General features: G+C 62.0%; 15 protein-coding genes. 5 read left to right on the forward strand and 10 right to left on the reverse strand.

The genetic code is table 11. The annotated features are described in order from the left end of the window. Positions 1-33: 33 nt before the first annotated feature. On the forward strand, positions 34-810 hold the full coding sequence (locus LAB08_RS17620) for a metallophosphoesterase (RefSeq protein WP_096510500.1): 777 nt from the start codon (positions 34-36) through the stop codon (positions 808-810). On the opposite strand, the gene LAB08_RS17625 is transcribed toward LAB08_RS17620, so the two are convergent. After that, on the reverse strand, positions 803-1,576 hold the full coding sequence (locus LAB08_RS17625) for an AraC family transcriptional regulator (RefSeq protein ID WP_096515339.1): 774 nt from the start codon (positions 1,574-1,576) through the stop codon (positions 803-805). The genes LAB08_RS17620 and LAB08_RS17625 overlap by 8 nt on opposite strands. 116 nt (positions 1,577-1,692) lie before the next feature. Here LAB08_RS17625 and LAB08_RS17630 point away from each other — a divergent pair, with 116 nt between their 5' ends. Next, complete coding sequence (locus LAB08_RS17630) at positions 1,693-2,913, forward strand: MFS transporter (protein WP_096510499.1); 1,221 nt, start codon at positions 1,693-1,695, stop codon at positions 2,911-2,913. 440 nt (positions 2,914-3,353) lie between these two features. On the opposite strand, the gene LAB08_RS17635 is transcribed toward LAB08_RS17630, so the two are convergent. Beyond that, the gene (locus LAB08_RS17635; protein WP_096510498.1) at positions 3,354-4,316 is read right to left on the reverse strand and encodes a threonine dehydratase; all 963 of its coding nucleotides are present in this window, start codon (positions 4,314-4,316) and stop codon (positions 3,354-3,356) included. Positions 4,317-4,412: 96 nt separating this feature from the next. On the opposite strand from LAB08_RS17635, the gene LAB08_RS17640 reads away from it, so the two are divergent. After that, complete coding sequence (locus LAB08_RS17640; RefSeq protein WP_096510497.1) at positions 4,413-5,234, forward strand: helix-turn-helix transcriptional regulator; 822 nt, start codon at positions 4,413-4,415, stop codon at positions 5,232-5,234. Between the two features lie 738 nt (positions 5,235-5,972). Here the strand turns inward: LAB08_RS17640 and LAB08_RS17645 are convergent. The 5 genes from LAB08_RS17645 to LAB08_RS17665 all read right to left on the reverse strand — a co-directional run bounded on the left by LAB08_RS17645 (position 5,973) and on the right by LAB08_RS17665 (position 9,607). Beyond that, positions 5,973-6,560 (reverse strand): DUF2889 domain-containing protein, encoded by a 588-nt coding sequence (locus LAB08_RS17645; RefSeq protein WP_096510495.1) that lies wholly within the window; start codon positions 6,558-6,560, stop codon positions 5,973-5,975. Positions 6,561-6,609: 49 nt separating this feature from the next. Next, on the reverse strand, positions 6,610-7,437 hold the full coding sequence (locus LAB08_RS17650; RefSeq protein ID WP_096510494.1) for an SDR family NAD(P)-dependent oxidoreductase: 828 nt from the start codon (positions 7,435-7,437) through the stop codon (positions 6,610-6,612). A 27-nt stretch (positions 7,438-7,464) separates the two neighbouring features. After that, positions 7,465-7,884 (reverse strand): MaoC/PaaZ C-terminal domain-containing protein, encoded by a 420-nt coding sequence (locus tag LAB08_RS17655; protein WP_096510493.1) that lies wholly within the window; start codon positions 7,882-7,884, stop codon positions 7,465-7,467. A gap of 10 nt (positions 7,885-7,894) precedes the next feature. Then, positions 7,895-8,335 carry a MaoC family dehydratase N-terminal domain-containing protein gene (locus LAB08_RS17660; protein WP_096510492.1) on the reverse strand — a complete coding sequence of 147 codons (441 nt, stop codon included), beginning with the start codon at positions 8,333-8,335 and terminating at the stop codon, positions 7,895-7,897. 84 nt (positions 8,336-8,419) lie between these two features. After that, positions 8,420-9,607, reverse strand: coding sequence for a lipid-transfer protein (locus LAB08_RS17665; RefSeq protein WP_096510491.1), 1,188 nt, complete (start codon positions 9,605-9,607; stop codon positions 8,420-8,422). Between the two features lie 275 nt (positions 9,608-9,882). Between LAB08_RS17665 and LAB08_RS17670 the strand changes: the two genes are divergently transcribed. Together LAB08_RS17670 and LAB08_RS17675 are read left to right on the forward strand one after the other, a co-directional pair. After that, positions 9,883-11,790 (forward strand): DUF1302 domain-containing protein, encoded by a 1,908-nt coding sequence (locus tag LAB08_RS17670; protein ID WP_096510490.1) that lies wholly within the window; start codon positions 9,883-9,885, stop codon positions 11,788-11,790. Positions 11,791-11,806: 16 nt separating this feature from the next. Further along, complete coding sequence (locus LAB08_RS17675) at positions 11,807-13,177, forward strand: DUF1329 domain-containing protein (protein ID WP_096510489.1); 1,371 nt, start codon at positions 11,807-11,809, stop codon at positions 13,175-13,177. A gap of 1,107 nt (positions 13,178-14,284) precedes the next feature. Here the strand turns inward: LAB08_RS17675 and LAB08_RS17680 are convergent. The 3 genes from LAB08_RS17680 to LAB08_RS17690 form a co-directional block, all read right to left on the reverse strand. Beyond that, positions 14,285-15,979, reverse strand: a complete 1,695-nt coding sequence (locus LAB08_RS17680; protein WP_096510488.1) for an AMP-binding protein — start codon at positions 15,977-15,979, stop codon at positions 14,285-14,287. 84 nt (positions 15,980-16,063) lie between these two features. After that, entirely contained in the window at positions 16,064-17,164 is a 1,101-nt protein-coding gene (locus LAB08_RS17685) for a thiolase C-terminal domain-containing protein (protein WP_096510487.1), read from the reverse strand. Between the two features lie 64 nt (positions 17,165-17,228). After that, a complete protein-coding gene (locus tag LAB08_RS17690) occupies positions 17,229-19,046 on the reverse strand; it encodes an SDR family oxidoreductase (protein ID WP_096510486.1) in 1,818 nt (605 codons plus the stop codon). Positions 19,047-19,057 lie beyond the last annotated feature (11 nt).

Raw genomic sequence — 19,057 nt, forward strand, 5'->3', positions numbered from 1 at the left:
AGCTCGTCATTCAACACCGACAGGAATTGATCCATGCGCATCGCCTTGCTGTCCGATATCCACTTGTCCGTCAACGCGATAGCGTTTCCCGAGGTGGAGGCCGATATCGTCGTGCTGGCCGGCGATATTGCCCGGCCGGCCAGGGCCATCGAGTGGGCCAGGGCCTGCCCGGCTCCGATCCTGTACGTGGCCGGCAACCACGAGTTCTATGGCAGCGACCTGGTCTCGACCTACGAGCAGTTGAACAGCTTGTCCCAGGGCACAGGGATCCACATTCTGGAACGCTCGGAACATGTCCACGACGGCGTGCGTTTCCTGGGATGCACCCTGTGGTCGGACTATCGTCTGTTCGACGATGCGCAGGAACGGGCCCAGGGCATCGATCTGGCGACACAGCTCATTCGCGACTTCAGCCACATCAGGATTTCACCGGACTTTCCCGACCTGTTCACCCCGGCGGTGTCCCAACTGATTTTCTTGCAGACCGTCGCCTGGCTGGATGACTGTTTCCGCCGGGACAGTACGACGCCGACGGTGGTGATTTCCCATTACGCGCCGGCCCGGTCGAGCATTAGCCCGATGTTTGCCGGTTCGCCGATCAACTCGAGTTTCGTTTCGGACCTCGAAGAGCGGATCAAGAAGTGGCAACCGGCGCTGTGGCTGCATGGCCATACCCATGGCAGTTTCGACTATCGGGTGGGCAATACCCGCGTGGTTTGCAACCCCCGGGGTTATGCGAAAAATGGCGTGAACGAGAACCCCGAGTTTAACGATGCGCTGGTGATCGAGCTGGATTTGCCCGTCACTTGAAAAAATGGCTGGGCGTTGTCCCGAACTGCTTTTTGAACATGGTGGTGAACGCACTGGGGCTGTCGTAACCCAGCGCTCCCGCCACGTCGATGATTTTCTCGCCGACGGCAATACGCTCCAACGCCAGCAGCAGCCGGGCCTGTTGACGCCACTGGCCGAAGGTCATGCCGGTTTCCTTGTGAAACAGGCGCTGGATGGTCTTGGCATCCAGGTCCAGCCGGTCGCTCCAGTCCGACAGCGTTGAACCATCCCCCGGGTCCTGTTGCAGGGCCGAACAGATCGCCTGAATACGTTGATCCGCCGGTTGCGGCAGGTGCAATGGCAAGGTCGGCAGGAGGGTGAGTTCGTCCACGATCAAACGCATGATCCTGGCTTCGCGGGAATCCTCGTCAACCGGCACCGCGATGTTCACGGATGTCTTGATCAACTCGCTCAGCAGCGCCGAAATGCTCACGGCCCGGGTTTCATCCGGCAGCTGCGGGAATTGGTCCGGCCGCACGAAGACGCTGCGCATCTTCAACGCGCCGACGCAGCGTATCGAGTGCACATGCCCGCTGGGCATCCAGATCCCCCGGCTCGGCGGTACTGTCCACTGGTGCAACCCCGAGTGCACGACCATCACGCCCTCGACGGCATAGATCAACTGATGCTTGGCGTGGCTATGGGGTTCGATGAACCAGTTTTCCGGGTAATCGGTCGCACTGGTGCAGACCGCCCAGGTCACTTCATCCATCTCGACCAGAAAGGTTTCCAGTGGCTTGACCATGATGCCTCTTTTGCGAAAGTAGCTGCCCGAATTGCGCGAGACAGGCAATTTCGCGAAATCTAGCATAGCGCCAGGTAGATGCAATGCCCCCCTTTCTCCAGCCTGGATGATGTGCGATGTCCTCAATGACGACCCCTTCCGCTACCGCCGCGGTGGCCAGCCAGACCAGCCCTTTGGTCATGCGTGTGATCGGTGCCTGCGCCCTGGCCCACCTGATCAATGACCTGATCCAGGCCGTGCTGCCTTCGATCTACCCCATGCTCAAGGCCAACTACGGCCTGACCTTCACCCAGGTCGGCCTGATCACATTGACCTTCCAGCTCACCGCTTCGCTGCTGCAACCATGGATTGGCTACCACACAGACCGTCATCCCAAGCCCTGGCTGCTGCCGGCCGGGATGGTCTGCACCTTGGTCGGCATCCTGATGCTGGCCTTTGTCGGCAGCTTCCCGGCGATACTCGTGGCCTCGGCCCTGGTGGGCATCGGCTCCTCGACCTTTCACCCGGAAACCTCACGGGTGGCACGCCTCGCCTCGGGTGGCCGCTTCGGTCTCGCACAGTCGACCTTCCAGGTCGGCGGCAACGCCGGCAGTGCCTTCGGTCCCTTGCTGGCGGCGGCCATCATCATTCCCTACGGTCAAGGCCATGTGGCCTGGTTCGGCCTGTTCGCGGTATTCGCCATCCTGATCCTGTTTGGCCTCAGTCGCTGGTACCGCAGTCACCTCAACCTGTTCAAGCTCAAGCAGGGTAGCCAGGCCACCCACGGTCTGTCGAAAGAACGTGTGACCTTTGCCCTGGTGGTGCTGGCGCTGCTGGTGTTCTCCAAGTATTTCTACATGGCGAGCTTCACCAGCTACTTCACCTTCTACCTGATCGAGAAGTTCGACCTGTCAGTCGCCAGCTCCCAGTTGTACCTGTTCCTGTTTCTCGGCTCGGTTGCAGCGGGAACCTTCTTTGGCGGCCCCATCGGTGACAGGATCGGTCGCAAGAAAGTGATCTGGTTCTCCATCCTCGGCGCAGCCCCCTTCACCCTGGCCCTGCCCTACGTCGATCTGTTCTGGACCGGCGTAGTGAGCATGGTCATCGGCTTCATCCTCGCCTCGGCATTCTCCGCCATCGTGGTCTTCGCCCAGGAACTGGTACCGGCCAATGTCGGCATGATCGCGGGTGTGTTCTTCGGGCTGATGTTCGGCTTCGGCGGTATCGGGGCTGCGCTGCTCGGGCACCTGGCGGACCTTCATGGCATCGAGTACGTGTACGCCCTGTGCTCTTATCTGCCGCTATTGGGAATACTGACGATCCTGCTGCCGTCCACCCAAAACACACGGCCCCTGTAGGAGCTGGCTTGTCGGGTCGCCGCATCGCAGCGAAAGCGGGCTGTCAGTCAATATTGATGTTGACTGTGCCGCCGTCTTCGCTGGCAAGCCAGCTCCCACAGGGGAACTGGTACATCCGAGAAAATCAGGTCGGCTGTCAGGCCGCCTCGCTTTGGCTTTTCGCGGTGTTCGCACCCTCGAGAGGCCGAGTGGAGGTTCTCTGTAGGAGCGATGCTTGCTCGCGAAGAACGCCTGGACAACGCGATCATTCAGGCAGCACGCGTTATCGTTGACGCCCATCGCGAGCAAGCTTCGCTCCTACAGGCTTTTCCAAGTGACCCGCTGTAAAAGCGGAACCCTAGGTGGCCGTTACCGCAGGAATGGATATGTACTCGGTCAACAGCATTCAGGTTTTTTGACTGTGCCGCCGTCTTCGGTGCGGCGATCCGACAAGCCAGCTCCTACAGGTTCCCGATCACGCTCGCATACACCGATCGATCAACATTCCCGCCAGACAGAACCACAGCCACGGTTTTCCCCTCCATGGCATCACGCTCCTGCATGAGTGCCGCCAGGGCCGCCGCACCGGCCCCTTCGGCGAGGTTGTGGGTGTCGGTGTAATACACGCGCATGGCTTCGGCAATCTGCTCCTCGCTGACGGCTACGATCCGCTCCGCAGCCGCCCCGTAGATGGCAAAGGCGTCGGGAATCGGCTTGCGCACGGCCAGGCCGTCGGCAAAGGTATTCGCCGAGGCGGTTTCGCGTATCGCTCCAGCCTCGAACGACAATTTTGCGGCGTCGGCCTCAGTGGACACCACGCCCACCACCTGGGTGTTCAGGCCCAGGGCATCGCGGGCGGCGATCACCGCGCAAATCCCCGAACCACAGCCAATCGGCACGTAGACCGTATGCAGATCCGGTACAGCCTCGAACAGCTCCAGCGCGTACGTGGCCACGCCTTTGACCAATTCGGTGTGGAACGGCGGAACCAGGTACAGGCCATGAATCTGCGCCAGGCGCGCGGCCTCTTCACGGGCTTCATCGAAATCGCGGCCATACTCGACCACTTCGCCACCGAAACCGCGCATGGCCTTGTTCTTTTCGACCGAGTTACCTACCGGCACGACGATCAACGCCCTCAAGCCCAGCGCCCCGGCCGCCAGTGCCAGGCTCTGGCCATGGTTGCCGCGGGTGGCCGTGACAATCCCCTTGATGCCCGGGTGCTCGCGCTTGAGCCAATGCATGAAGGTAATGCCACCGCGCACCTTGAAAGCACCGGTAGGCGTGTGATTTTCGTGCTTGACCCACACCGTGCAACCCAAGCGTTCGCCCAGCAGCGGCCAGCAATACTGGGCGGTGGCCGGCATGACTTGGTACACGTGGCGAGCGGCTTGTTCGATATCGTCGCGAGTCAGTCTGTGCATGAGTCGTCTCCCTGAAGTGTTGCCCAGTCTAGGCACGGGCGCAGCATGTCGGCTTTCAGAAAACTGACCTGACTTTTGCCCGCCCTCTTCACTACTATGGCGTTCATGAGCCATCGAAACCGCCCGCAGCCCTCTCCCCCCTCTGAACCGGTCCGTCGTATCGAGGCAGGACCATGGGCGATCGAATTGTTACCCGGTGCCGCCTACGCGACCCGCTATGTAGCGACCCAGTCGGCCATCGGCTTTGCCTTCGACAGCCAGCGAGGCCTGCACGCCATCGGCTGCGATCGGGTGCAGCCTTTCGATGCCCTGCCCAACGGCCTGGCATTCGTCCCTGTCGGCTGTGACGTGTTGTCCGAATCCCCCAAGGGCGGTGAATACCTGCGGGTGATACGCACCGACGGTGTGCCATTGGCCGGGGATCGTGCCTTCAACAATCGCATCGATCAGCAGGCCATTAGCCTCGCGCTGCGAATGCGCGCCGCGCTGTTGCAGGCTTCAGTGGAAGACGATTGGGAGGCCTGGGCACTGGCATTGGCGGATCGGGCGACCGGCAACCAAGCGTTACTGGCACCGCTGCAAAGCGCTATCACCGGCAAGCGGATGCGCCTGCTCGATGAATTCATTGACGCCGGCCTTGACGGCCCGCTGGGTATACCGGCCATGGCGGGCTTGCTTGGATTGTCCGAAGGCTATTTCATGCGAGCCTTCAAGCACGCGACGGGCAAAAGCCCGCACAGTTACCTGATCGACCGACGCCTCGCCAAGGCCCGCGCCCTGATGCGCGATTCGACAGCCAGCCTGGCAGAAATCGCCCACACCTGCGGCTTCAACTCCCAGGCACACATGGCGACCACCTTCCGCCAGCGCCTTGGAATAAGCCCGGCGCAGCTACGCAGTCTATCGAAGCCCGGCTAATGCATAAAAACACGCGCACCTGTAGGAGCTGGCTTGTCGGATCGCCGCACCGCAGCGAAGACGACGGAACGGTCAATATTAATGTTGACTGACAGTCCGCTTTCGCTGGCAAGCCAGCTCCTACAGGAGTACGCGTACCCGCCCCTCAATCAGGTCGGCTCGTAGGCCGCCATCGCTGGCAAGCCAGCTCCCACAGGGAATGGGTGCGCCCGCAAAAGTCAGGCCAGCTCGTAGGCCGTCTTCGCTGCGATGCGGCGACCCGACAAGCCAGCTCCTACGGGGGAATGCGTACTCGCCCTCAACCAGGTCGGCTGTCAGGCCGCCTCGCTTTGGCTTTTCGCGGTGTTCGCCCCCTCGTGAGGCCGAGTGGAGGTTCTGCGCAGTGGGCACCTCGGCAGGGATGCCGAGGTAGCCGCGCCCGGCCATGGATGGCCGATCGCGGCGGGCCCACGGAGCAGGACCGGAGCGAGGGTATGCCGAGCCTTAGCGAGGCACCGAACGACAGGGGCAAGAGCCCTTGGTTACTTGGGGCTCTTCCAAGTGACCCGCTGTAAAAGCGGAACCCTAGGTGGCCGTTACCGCAGGAATGGATATGTACTCGGTCAACAACATTCAAGTCGGCTGTCAGGCCGCCTTCGCGAGCAGGCTCGCTCCCACAGTTGAATCGGTTTCTCCATAACAATCAGGTCGGCTCGCAGGCCGTCTTCGCTGCGATGCGGCGACCCGACAAGCCAGCTCCTACAGGGGAGTCTGCGAAGAGACCGCTATCGGTTGCCACTCACTGACGCGACGCGCCGCATCGCCCTCGGGGTGGTAGGCATGGCAGGTGCCGATCACCCAGTGCCTGGGCATCTGAAATTCCGGGTCGCTGGCAGCGCGCTGACGCAAGCGTTTCTGTATGACCGGCGCCAAAGTCTGGATGGCAGTGGTAGCCATCGGCCCCAACATTTCGGTGAGATGGGTACAACCCTTCACTCCCCCGACGCGCTCGGCGACACGTTTCTTGAAGCCCGGGCCGATGCGCATGCCCACCAACGCCGCATAGGCCTGGTTGACATGACTGCAAACAGGCGTGGGCGCCTGCTCGGATAGGGCAGTGAGATGGCGGATCACCATTTTCAGATCGAGGGTCATGAGGATGCGCATACCGTGCAGCACGCCGTTGGCGGGAATGGTCCCGTAAGGGAAGTCGGTGTCGACGCCCTTGGTATCGAGCAAGTGGCCTTCGATATCGAAAAGTCCGTCATCGCGTTCGTAGCCGGTGCAAACCACCTGCCGGGTATGCAGCAGGCGTCGTTCGGGATGACTGGCAATGGGCACTGTCATAGTCATGCACTCCAGGATGGCGGAGCGCCGAGGCGCCCCGCCACCGTTTTCAGACGTTGCCCAGACCACCACCGCAGACCAGTACCTGGCCGCTGACGTAGTCCGATTCCGGGATGCAAAACAGGTACACAGCCCCGGCAGCCTCTTCGGTGTTGCCCGGCCGACCCAGCGGAATCATGCTTTTGGACTGCTCGACGATGGCAGGACTGATGCCCACCTTGATCTCGCGACCTTCAATGTTGATGAAGTGCGGATCGCCTTCCACCGGCTGGGTCTGGCGGGTCTCGATATGACCGAAGGCCACGGCGTTGACGTTGACTTTCATGCGCCCCCATTCCTTGGCCAGGCATTTGGTCATGCCCAGTACACCCGCCTTGGCCGTGGAGTAATTGACCTGCCCCGGGTTGCCGCCAGCGGACGTCGAGGCGATGTTGACCACCTTGCGATTGACCACACGCCCTTCGGCGGCCTCTTTCTTGGCCATGGCACTGATGATCGGCTGGGCGGCGCGCAGGATGCGGAACGGCGCGGTGATGTGGCAGTCGATGATCGCGTACCACTGTTCATCGCTCATCTTCTGGATCACGTTGTCCCAGGTGTAACCGGCGTTGTTGACGATGATGTCGATGCCGCCATAGCTGTCGACCGCGGTCTTGACGAAGCGCTCGGCGAAATCGGCCGCCGTCACGCTGCCAACACAGGCGACAGCTTCACCACCGAGGGCGCGGATTTGCGCCACCACTTCTTCGGCGGGACCAGCGTCGAGGTCATTGACCACTACGCGCGCACCATCGCTGGCCAGTTTCAGGGCGACGCTGCGCCCGATGCCACGACCGGAACCGGTCACCAGGGCGACTTTGCCTTCGAGTTTTTTCATGGGGATATTCCTTGTTTTTGTCTGGATTCAGAGGAGTGCCACGGTGGCTTCGCCGACCAGTTTCTCGTCGCCGTATTGATTGACGCAGCGGATCGCCAGGCGTGCGCGTCTTTCACCGTCGACCTCGAAAAGTTCGATGACCTTGCCATGGCAGGTGGGGACGTGCCCCAGTTGGGTAATGCCGGTGAATCGCACCGCCAGGCTGCGGATGTGTGCCTGCGCAACCCACCCGGTCAGAAAGCGACCGAGGTACGCCACCGAAAGCATGCCGTGGGCGAAGACATCGGGCTGGCGGGCCTTGCGGGCGAAGTCCAGATCGATGTGCACCTGGTTGTGATCACCGGAGGCGCCGGCATACAACGCCAGCGTGGTGCGATTGATGGCAGGCAATATCAGCGGCGACAGCTCGAAGCCGACCTGCACATCGTGCGACTGAAATGAGTTCATCACGGGCTCCTCAGCGTTGCACGAGAGACGAGCGGATATCAGCGATGTGCTGACCGTCCTGATTGGTGACGCGGGTCTGTTGCACCACAAAAGTCAGCGCCCCGCCCTTTTTCTCGTAGACATCCACCACCCGGGTATCGAAGGTGAGCACGTCGCCGGCATAGGCCAGACCGTGATAGTCGAAGCCCTGTTCGGCATGCAGGATGCGCCCCAGATCGAAACCGAAAACGTCCTGGACGATGTGGTCGCTGTCGCGCCCCTCGGCTTCCAGGCACATCAGGAAACTCGGCGGTACCGGCAAGGACCGGTGCCCGGCGAGTTTCGCGGCGGATTCATCGGTGTACACCGGGTCGGTCTCGCCGATGGCCTTGGCGAAAAAGCGCAGGCGACCCTTTTCAACTTCGCAGCTCGTCACGCCCAACGAGCGCCCGATCAGACTCTTGTCTGCCATGTCACGCAGTCCTGTCAGTCAGTGCCTTCAATCCGGCTCTTCAATCAAAAGAAAGGGCGCGCCCGCAACGGGCGCGCCGTGTCATCAGCCGCGGCCGAAGAGGGTCACGATGCCGGCGCCGCCCAGGCCCAGGTTGTGCTGCAAGGCGTGCTGGAGGTTCTCCACCTGACGCTTGTCGGCCGTGCCGCGCAGTTGATGGGTCAACTCGTAGCATTGGGCAAGACCGGTGGCACCCAGCGGGTGACCTTTGGACAGCAGGCCACCGGACGAATTGACGACCACCTGCCCGCCATAGGTGTTGTCACCGTCCATCACGAATTTTTCGGCGCCGCCTTCCGGACAGAAACCCAAGCCCTCGTAGGTCAGCAGTTCGTTATGGGCGAAGCAGTCGTGCAGCTCGCAGATGCGGATGTCTTCCGGTCCTACGCCGGCCTTTTCATAGACTTCAGTGGCGGCCTGACGGGTCATGCCGACGCCGACGATGCTGATCAACGAAGGGGGCTCGAAAGCGTCCGGCTGATCGGTCACCAATGCCTGGGCCAGGATGCAGACATCGGTACGCAGCCCGTGCTGTTTGGCGAAGCGTTCGGAAACCACGATGGCCGCGGCACCGCCGCAGGTCGGCGGGCAAGCCATCAAGCGGGTCATGACCCCTGGGAAAATCACCTGGTCGGCCATGACTTCTTCGGTGGTGATCACCTTCTTGAACACCGACAACGGGTTGTTCGCGGCATGGCGGCTGGCCTTGGCGCGAATGGCCGCGAAGGTTTCCATCTTCGTGCCGTATTTCTCCATGTGCTCGCGGCCGGCACCGCCGAAAAACTTCAGGGCGTCCGGCATGTCACGGCCTTCAGGGAAGATCGCGTCGGCCACCTCATGTCCCTTGCCGTACGTGATCGGGCGATCGAGCCAATGGGATTTCAGCGCACCGGGCTGCATCTGCTCGAAGCCGAAAGCCAGCGCGCAATCCACTGCGCCACTCTCCACTGCCTGGCGTGCCAGGAAGAGCGCCGTGGAACCGCTGCCGCAGTTGTTGTTGACGTTGATCACCGGAATACCACTCAGGCCCACTTCGTAGAGCGCCGACTGGCCACTGGTGGAGTCGCCGTAAACATAGCCGGCGTAGGCCTGCTGGACCTTGCGGTAGTCCAGGCCGGCATCCTGCAGTGCCAGGCGGATGGCTTGCGCGCCCATCTCGATGTAAGTACCGCTCTGGCCGGGCTTGGCGAACGGGATCATGCCAACACCGGCAACAAATACTTTCTGCGACATCACTTTCTCCAAGGTCAGTTATCGAGGCCTGTGCCGCTCGCCCCTGCCTGGAGGCGATCGCAGCAAACCGTCTACCGATGGTCACGTAACGAGGAGGCGCTCTCCCCCCTCGGGTGGAGGGGGCATGGCTGAAGTGTTCAGGGAACGCGACGATTGGGGGGGCTCCCCCCCCATACGAGGGGGAGGCTCAAAAGGCGTCGGCGGTAGCGTCTTGTGGCGGTACACCAGAACAACAAGATCAAAGGGGTAACCAACACGTGACTTTCGAAAGACCTATGAGCTCCCGGCGCCAGTGGCCCTCCACCACTTTGCCAATCGAATTGCGCCCTCACCTGCTGGCCCTGGCCGTGGGCCTCGGGACCTGCGCCAGCGCCAATGCCGTCGACTTCCAGATCGGCGAAATCGAAGGTCAGTTCGATTCGTCCCTTTCCGTCGGTGCCAGTTGGGCCGTGCGCGGACCGGACCCCAAATTTATCAACAGCGCCAACACCCTTGGCCTGCGCGGTGAGTCGGCGACCCGCACGGCGGATGACAACCGGCAGAACTTCAAGAAGGGCGAAACCTTTTCGAAGATCTTCAAGGGCGTACATGACCTTGAACTGAAATACGGCGACAGCGGGGCCTTCGTTCGCGGCAAGTACTGGTATGACTTCGAACTGATGGATGAGCACCGTCACTTCTACGACATCGACGACTCGGGACGCGATCGCTCGGCCAAGTCGTCCGGCGCCGAGTTCCTCGACGCCTTTGTCTACCACAACTACAACCTGGGCGATCTGCCTGGCAACGTGCGCCTGGGCAAACAGGTGGTGAGCTGGGGCGAGAGCACCTTCATCGGCAACTCGATCAACAGCATCAACCCGGTCGACGTGGCCGCCCTGCGTCGTCCAGGTGCCGAGGTCAAGGAAGGCCTGATTCCGGTGAACATGCTGTATGTCTCCCAGGGTCTTGCCGAGAACGTCACCGCCGAAGCCTTCTACCAATTGGAATGGGCCAACTCGGTGGTCGACAACTGCGGCACCTTCTTCGGTTCCGATCCCCTGCCCCAGGGTTGCAACGACCGCCTGGTATTCGCCGGCCCCGACCTCGCTCCCGGCGTAGCCCACAACACCGCGACCGCCGCACAGATTCTCAGCGGTCAAGTGCTGGACGACGTCTACATGCCGCGCACGAAAGACAACGACCCTCGCAACAGCGGTCAGTTCGGGATTGCCTTGCGTTGGTTCGTACCGGATCTGCACGACACCGAGTTCGGCTTCTATGCCATGAACTACCACAGCCGCAACCCGTACCTGAGCTTCACGCAAACCACCGTCGCGCCAATCACCGCGGCCCAGGTCGGCGCCCTGCCCGCCGCGGCGCGAACGCTGGGTGTGGCGCAGAACCAGTTCGACCGGGTGCGAGCCGCCCGTTACTTCGTCGACTATCCGGAAGATATCCGCCTGTACGGGCTGAGCTTCCAGACCACCCTGGGCGAGACTTCCGTCGGCGGCGAGCTGAGTTACCGGCCGAACATGCCGCTGCAAATCAACACCGCCGACCTGAACCTGGCGGCGATCCAGTCCACCGACACCAACTTCCGCACCCAGACTTCGCCGGTCTTCACCTCCGGTGAAACGGCACAGGCCCTGGGCGGTGACCTTCCCGGCTACAAACGCATGCCGGTGATGCAGGCGCAGGTCACTGCCACGCAATTCTTCGATCAGATCCTGGGCGCCAGCCGCCTGACCCTGGTTGGTGAAGTGGGCTACAACCGCATCAATGGCCTGGGCCCGGCCGACGGCACCGACGTCCGCTTCGGTCGTAGTCCGGTGTTTGGTGCCGGCGAATTCCCCGGCACCCAGAATGCGACCGTCTGCGCCACGGCCACCAACCCGCAGAAAGAGTGCAACAGCCACGGCTTCTACACCACCAACTCCTGGGGCTATCGCGCGCGCGCCAAGCTCGACTACACCAACGTCATTGCCGGCATCAACCTCTCACCGAACCTGGCCTGGTCCCACGATGTGGACGGTTGGGGCCCGAACTTCGAGGAAGGCGCCAAAGCCGTCAGCCTCGGCGTGGATGCCGACTATATGAGCACCTACACCGCGAGTCTGAGCTACACGGACTTCTTCGGTGGCCACTTCAACACCAACACCGACCGGGACTTCGTCTCGCTCAGTTTCGGCGTCAACTTCTGAGTCAGAGGGCATACCCATGAAAGCAAGCATGATCATCACCTCCGGGGCCTTGGCGCTCTCCCTGCTGGCCTCCAGCGTCATGGCCGCCGTCAGCGAGCAGGAAGCGGCTCAACTTGGCACGACCCTGACGCCGCTGGGCGCGCAGAAGGAAGGCAACGCCGACAAAAGCATTCCGGCCTGGGACGGCGGCCTCAAGTCTGGCGCGGCACCCGTCGACGCCAAGGGCTTCCTCGGCGACCCGTTCAAGAACGAGAAACCGCTGTTCACCATCACGGCCGCCAACGCCCAGCAGTACAAGGACAAGCTGACCCCCGGCCAGCTCGCCATGTTCCAGCGCTATCCCGACACCTACAAGATTCCGGTCTATCCGAGCCACCGTACTGCCCAGGTACCCGCGGCCGTTTACGCGGCTGCGAAAAAGAGCGCGCTCAATGTGCAACTGGTCAGTGACGGCACCGGCCTCAGCAACTTTGCCGACTCGCGCTACTACGCCTTCCCGATTCCCAAGAGCGGCGTCGAGGTCTACTGGAACCATGTCACCCGTTTCCGCGGCGAGAACGTCGAGCGCTGGTCGGTCCAGGCCGTACCGCAGGTCAATGGCGACTACACCATTGTCGAGACCCATGACCAGAACAGCTTCCCGCAATACATGGATGGCGTAGACCCGCAGACCGAGAAGAACATCCTCTACTACTACATCTTTGCGGTCGATGCGCCGGCGCGCCTGGCGGGCACCGTGTCCATGGCCCATGAAACCATCGACCAGGTGACAGAGCCACGCAAGGCCTGGACCTACAACGCCGGTCAACGCCGTGTCCGCCGCGCCCCGCAACTGGCGTACGACGCACCGGGCCTGGCCTCGGACGGCATGCGCACGTCCGACAACGCCGACATGATGAACGGCTCCCCGGATCGCTACGACTGGAAGCTGGTCGGCAAGAAGGAGGTCTACATTCCCTACAACAACTACAAACTGCAGTCGCCAAGCGTCAAGTACGCGGACATCATCAAGCCCGGCCATATCAACCAGGACCTGACCCGCTACGAACTGCATCGCGTGTGGCACGTACAGGCGACCCTGAAAGCCGGTGAACGGCACATCTACGCCAAGCGCGACATGTACTTCGATGAAGACACCTGGGTACTGTCCGAGGTGGATCATTACGACGGTCGCGGCCAGCTCTGGCGCGTGGGTGAGAACTACACCTACAACAACTATGAAAAAGGCGTGAACGCCCCGGCGGCACAAGGATTCTACGACCTGCTCGCCGGACGCTACATTGTCGCGACCATGAGCAACGAGTCCAAATCCGCCCCGCAATACGGCGCCCGGACCAAACTGGCGGATTTCACGCCTGCCGCGTTACGTAATGCGGGTATTCGCTGACCCCGGGAACAGCGACAAAACAAACGCCCCGCATTGCGGGGCGTTTTGCATTCAGTGACCATCGCAGGCAACCGTGGAAGACCTGCACACCTGTAGGAGCTGGCTTGTCGGGTCGCCGCATCGCAGCGAAAGCGGTGGATCAGTCAACCTATTAATCGTCTGAACGGACGTCTTCGCTGGCAAGCCAGCTCCTACAGGAGTACGCGTACCCGCCCCTCAATCAGGTCGGCTGTCAGGCCGCCTCGCTTTGGCTTTTGATCTTCTTGCACCCTCGAGAGGCCGAGTGGAGGTTCTGCGCAGTGGGCAACCCGGCAGGGATGCCGGGTTAGCCGCGCACGGCCAAGGATGGCCGATCGCGGCGGGCCCACGGAGCAGGACCGGAGCGAGGGAATGCCGAGCATTAGCGAGGCACCGAACGAAAGGGGCAAGAGCCCTTGGTTACTTGGGGCTTTTCCAAGTGACCCGCTGTAAAAGCGGAAACCTAGGTGGCCGTGGCCGCAGGAATGGATATGTACGCGGTCAACAAAATTCAGGTCGGCTGTCAGGCCGCCTCGCTTTGGCTTTTGATCTTCTTGCACCCTCGAGAGGCCGAGTGGAGGTTCTGCGCAGTGGGCAACCCGGCAGGGATGCCGGGTTAGCCGCGCACGGCCAAGGATGGCCGATCGCGGCGGGCCCACGGAGCAGGACCGGAGCGCGGGAATGCCGAGCATTAGCGAGGCACCGAACGAAAGGGGCAAGAGCCCTTGGTTACTTGGGGCTCTTCCAAGTGACCCGCTGTAAAAGCGGAACCGTCAGTGGCCGTGGCCGCAGGAATGGATATGTACGCGGTCAACAATATTCAGGTCGGCTCATAGGCCGTCTTCGCTGGCAAGCCAGCTCCTACAGTTTGGTCCGGAGTGCATCCACAAAAGTCAGGTCGCCTGTCAGGCCGCCTTCGCTGCGATACGGCGACCCGACAAGCCAGCTCCTACAATGATCATCGGACACCCCAAAAATCCTGTGGGAGCGAGCCTGCTCGCGAAGACGGTGGCACAGTCAACGTTGCTGTCAACTGATCCACCGCCTTCGCGAGCAGGCTCGCTCCCACAGGGGAGGATGTTTTATGGCCTACTCGAAAACAACCTTGCTGCGACTGGCGTCCCAAGCCTCGATCTGCCCTTGATAACGCTCTTCAATCAGACTGCGACGAATCTTCAAGGTCGGCGTCAGCAGCGCATTCGCGACAGTCCAGGGCTCGGCGACAACCACCAGGCACCCCAATTGCTCATGGGACTCGAACTGCGCATTGACCTCTGCCAGGAACACTTCAAGCTCAGTACCCACCTGGTCACGCCCCTCGGCCGTGGCCAGGGCAGCGCGGGTATCAGGCGACACGTTGATCAAGGCCAGCGGTTGTGCCAGTCCGACGCCGGTGACGCAGGACGCCTCGACACGCGGATGATTACCCAGTTTGGCCTCGATCGGCACCGGCGCGACGTACTTGCCCTTGGCCGTCTTGAACAGCTCCTTGACCCGCCCGGTGATGCGCAGCCGTCCCTGCTCATCCAGTTCGCCACGGTCACCGGTACAGAACAGGCCGTCGGCGGTATAGCTCTGGGCGGTCAACTCGGGTCGCTTGTAATAGCCCAGCATCTGCGCCGGACTTTTCACCAGAATTTCGTTGTCGTTGCCGATACGGCATTCGACACCCGGTATTGCCGCCCCCACATAACCGACACGCACCTGCCCCGGCAGGCTGAAATGCGATGTGCCGAAGTTCTCCGACATGCCATAGCCTTCCAGTAACTCAAGACCCAGCTCGCGATACCACTCCATCACCTTGACCGGCAACGGCGCCGACCCGGACAGGCCCGTGTGTACCTGGTCCAGTCCCAGGGCCGAGAGGATCTGCGACTTCATCAGCTTGCCTTCCACCGGATCGGCGAAAGCGGCAGCCTGGCTGGCAGGGTCGATACGTTCGTTGATGCCCTGATAGAACTTGCCCCACAACCGCGGCATGGACAGGAAAATCGTAGGACGTGCACGTCGCAGGTCGTCGCTGAAGGTGTCCAGCCCCAGGTTGAAGAACACCCGGCAACCACTGTAGAGCGACACCGCCTCCACCACCGCTCGTTCGGCGGTATGGGCAAGCGGCAAGTAGGACAGCAAGCGGTCACGATTGCTCGTGCCCCGGCCGTTGTCATACATGCAGCCGGTCACCGCCGGTGCGTTGTACATGGCGGCGAAGCTGTGCATCACCCCCTTGGGATCGCCGGTACTGCCCGAGGTGTAGATGATGGTGGCGAGTTCTTCGGGCGCCGGTTCGAGCACCCTTTGCAGCGGCGCAGTATGGGCGATGATTCGCTCCCAGGACTCGCCCTTGCCGCAGCCGGACATGGGTAAGTCAATCAACGGCAGGCCGGTTGGAATCGAAGCGCAAACCGCATTCCAGCCCGCCGCGTCGCCCTCCAGGCGACCGACGAACAGCAGCCGTATTTCGGCATGCTCCAACACGTAGCGCACCGTGTCGCTGTTGGCGGTCGTGTACAGCGGGACACTGACGTGCCCGGCCATCCAGATCGCCAGGTCGGCGATGATCCAGTGCGCGGTGTTCTTGCCGAAGATGCCGATAGACGATTTCGCGGGCAGTTCGAGGGTCCGCAGGTGAGCGGCCATGCGCCGCGCCTGGTCGCCCACTTCACGCCAGCTGTAGTCTTGCACGCTGCCATCGGGCAGGGGTTGGGTCAGGTAGATTGAATCAGGTGTGTTGAGCTCCCAGTGAAGGAAGCGATGCAACAGGGTTGAATTCTTGTTGTTATTCATGGCTGCTCCTGCATCTGAAGGATGGTGTTCCACCCATTGAAATTGTTCTGTTGCGCCAGTCGCAGCGCGCATTCGCCGCCCGGTTCAATCGCGCTGATAAAGGGTGGTCGTCACCGTGCCATCGGCACCTGTCTGATGTTGAAGGGCCAGTTGCGCATCGGCGACCTGGCGTCGGCCGGCACTCCCGCGCAGCTGTTGCACCAGTTCGATACACTGCGCCAGAGCGCTCGCCGCCGACGCCTGACCCAAGGCAAGCAAACCACCGGAAGGATTGACGACCAGGTTGCCACCCGCCGTATTGTCGCCATCTTCGACCATCTTTTCACCGCAGCCTTCCGGGCAGAAACCCAGTGCTTCGTAAAGCAGCAACTCGCTGACGGTACTGGCGTCGTGCAGTTCGCACACGGCCACCTCTTGCGGCCCCCTGCCCGCTTGCTCATACAACTCGCGGGCGGCGGCGACGTTGACGTCATAGTCTACGCCAGCGAAGCTCGAAACCCGATCCAGGCCGCTCACCTGCTGCGGTGAAACGCAGGCCTGGGCGGCAATGCGCACCCTCGGGCCGCTGCAGTGGCGCCTGGCAAACTCACCGGAGCACAGCAAGACCGCCGAGACGCCTGAGCTGCCCCAGGCAAACTGAGGATGCGTGAGCGGTTCGGCGATCGATTGCGCCGCCAGCACCTGCTCCAGGCTCAGCGTGCGGTTGAACGCCGCCATCGGATTGAGCGCGGCATGCTGGCGCGCCTTGACGGCGATCATGGCGAAGGTCTCTGGCCGGGCCTGGTAACGCACCATGTAGTCCCGCGCAGTGGTGCCCAACTGTTCGAAGAAAGGGCCCGGCGCCACGGGCGCACTCTGAACGCCCAGCACCAGGATGCTTTCGGCCTGCCCCAGGGTGATGGCCTGACAAGCCCGGGCAAGCAAGGCACTGCCATCGACGCCACCCTCCGGAAAGTGACAGAGGGGGGCTTGCCCCAACCCTACTCGTTGCAAAGCACGCTGCAAGGTCACGCCATCCATCATGCACGAGACGGCATAGACGGTCGCGATGTTGCTCGCGGACAAGCTGGCATCGCTGAGTGCCTGTCGTATCGTACCGCTGACCGGAACCGCCGGATCGGGTCCCAGCGTGGTCGTACGCAAAGGCGACATCCCTACGCCAATCACATTGACGCAACGTTGCATCGTGCTCTCCTGAAATAAAAAAGCTGCCGCTTCCAGCTCAGGAAAGCGGCAGATGCCCAAGGGATCAGGCCGGGACGGACTCGAACAATTCGACCGCGCCGTTTTTCAATACAACAACGTCTCGCTCCACAGCGCGCATCTCGACCACGATGCGTGTAGGGGACTCTCGCCACATGCGGGTTTCCAGGGTATCGCCGGGCATCACGATGGACGCGAAACGCGCGCGAACGCTCTTGAACAGGCGCGAGTCGTTGCCGCAGAACGCCTTGATCACATGGCGACCCAGATAGCCGAAGGTGCACAGACCGTGCAGGAACGGTTTCTCGTAGCCGGCCCTGGCGGCGTAGTCCAGATCGATGTGCATCGGGTTCCAGTCGCCGCACAGGCGGTACAGCAGCGCCTGGTTGATTTCGGTCTTGTCAGCCAGCACCGCGTCGGGCTGACGATCCGGCGCCACGTTGATTTCTTCGCTGGCCACACGCTGCAAGCCTGCACCCGGTACGCCCGGGTAGAAGCCGGTGACTTCGTTGTAGAACAGCGGCGTGCCGTGTTCGTCGGTGGTCTCGATGGCCAGGATGGTGACGGTGCTCTTGCCTTTGTCGATGGCCGACTTCAAGCGCATGGTGTGCTTGAGCTTGGCCTTGGGCGGCAATGGGCGATACATCACGGTGTATTGCTCGCCGTGCAGGCCCTTGGCGAATGGCACGTTGAGGCCTTCGAGCTGTGGCTCGCCGGACTTGGCGGCACGCAGGAACACTTCGGTCGCCGGCAACACGGCCATGGTCGGCAGGACACGGAACTCGTCGCCGAGGAACTCGTTGACGTACTTCAACTCGTCGCGGTCCAGCGGGTCCTTGGCGGCGCCGACAGCCAATGCATAGAGCGCGGCATCGTTCTGGTCGTATTCGGTTTCCAGATGGGAGACGGCGTTGGCCGCCACTTCCATATCGATGAATGCATTCCCGCCCTTGGCCGGCGATTCCATGCGCGTGAACAGCTCCTTGAAGCTATCGCCGCCATCGGCGTGATAAACGCTGTGCTCGTCGAACCGGGTAATGCGTTCCCAGTTATCGCGAACCAGTTCCGGGCTCAGGGTATTGGTGTGCAGGTGACGACCCTGGGAACGCTCCCAACGGTATTTGGCATGGAAACCGCCGCCCACTTCGAACAGGCTGCCGGTGTCCTGGCATTCCTCGCTGCACAGCCAACCCACCAGCGGCGCGCAGTCTTCCACTTTCAGCTTGTCGTGAAGCTCCTGCGGGAAAATGCCGCTGGCGATTACCATGCGCGAGGCGGCGATCGGGGCGATGGTGTTGACCCGGATGTTCTTGCTCGCGCCTTCGATGGCCAGCGAGTTGGCAAAGCCGATCAGGCCCGACTTGGCCGTGGAATAGTTGCACTGGCCGAAGTTGCCGAAGATACCGGCACCGGACGCGGTCATCACGATGCGGCCGTAGCCTTTGTCGCGCATGATCGGCCACACGGCGTGGGTCAGGCGGAAGGCGCCCTTGACGTGGACGTCCTGAATCAGGTCCCACTGCTCCTCAGTCATCTTGTGGAACGAACTGTCGCGCAAGACGCCGGCGTTGTTGATCAGAATGTCGACCGTGCCGAACACCTCGAGCGCGGTGGCGACGATTTTCTCGCCCTCGGTCACCGAGTTGTAGTCGGCGACAGCTTCGCCGCCCATGGCGCGGATTTCCGCCACCACGGCATCGGCGGCAGAACTCGAGCTGCCCAGGCCTTCGGTGCTGACACCCAGGTCATTGACCACGACCCTGGCGCCTCGGGAACCCAGCAGCAAGGCGTGGGCGCGTCCCAGGCCGTTGCCGGCGCCGGTAACGATGGCGACTTTGCCGTCAAAACGAATTTCTTGAGACACGTTTGCTCTCC

The sequence above is a fragment of the Pseudomonas izuensis genome (assembly GCF_002356535.2).
GTDB lineage: Bacteria > Pseudomonadota > Gammaproteobacteria > Pseudomonadales > Pseudomonadaceae > Aquipseudomonas > Aquipseudomonas izuensis.

Bases quoted from the DNA above. Each gene is read 5' to 3' on its own strand.
- LAB08_RS17655 (WP_096510493.1), bottom strand. From the start codon at position 7,884: ATGAACTCATTTCAGTCGCACGATGTGCAGGTCGGCTTCGAGCTGTCG.
- LAB08_RS17675 (WP_096510489.1), top strand. From the start codon at position 11,807: ATGAAAGCAAGCATGATCATCACCTCCGGGGCCTTGGCGCTCTCCCTG.
- LAB08_RS17660 (WP_096510492.1), bottom strand. From the start codon at position 8,335: ATGGCAGACAAGAGTCTGATCGGGCGCTCGTTGGGCGTGACGAGCTGC.
- LAB08_RS17665 (WP_096510491.1), bottom strand. From the start codon at position 9,607: ATGTCGCAGAAAGTATTTGTTGCCGGTGTTGGCATGATCCCGTTCGCC.
- LAB08_RS17670 (WP_096510490.1), top strand. From the start codon at position 9,883: ATGAGCTCCCGGCGCCAGTGGCCCTCCACCACTTTGCCAATCGAATTG.
- LAB08_RS17630 (WP_096510499.1), top strand. From the start codon at position 1,693: ATGTCCTCAATGACGACCCCTTCCGCTACCGCCGCGGTGGCCAGCCAG.
- LAB08_RS17680 (WP_096510488.1), bottom strand. From the start codon at position 15,979: ATGAATAACAACAAGAATTCAACCCTGTTGCATCGCTTCCTTCACTGG.
- LAB08_RS17685 (WP_096510487.1), bottom strand. From the start codon at position 17,164: ATGCAACGTTGCGTCAATGTGATTGGCGTAGGGATGTCGCCTTTGCGT.
- LAB08_RS17625 (WP_096515339.1), bottom strand. From the start codon at position 1,576: ATGGTCAAGCCACTGGAAACCTTTCTGGTCGAGATGGATGAAGTGACC.
- LAB08_RS17640 (WP_096510497.1), top strand. From the start codon at position 4,413: ATGGCGTTCATGAGCCATCGAAACCGCCCGCAGCCCTCTCCCCCCTCT.
- LAB08_RS17645 (WP_096510495.1), bottom strand. From the start codon at position 6,560: ATGACAGTGCCCATTGCCAGTCATCCCGAACGACGCCTGCTGCATACC.
- LAB08_RS17620 (WP_096510500.1), top strand. From the start codon at position 34: ATGCGCATCGCCTTGCTGTCCGATATCCACTTGTCCGTCAACGCGATA.
- LAB08_RS17650 (WP_096510494.1), bottom strand. From the start codon at position 7,437: ATGAAAAAACTCGAAGGCAAAGTCGCCCTGGTGACCGGTTCCGGTCGT.
- LAB08_RS17635 (WP_096510498.1), bottom strand. From the start codon at position 4,316: ATGCACAGACTGACTCGCGACGATATCGAACAAGCCGCTCGCCACGTG.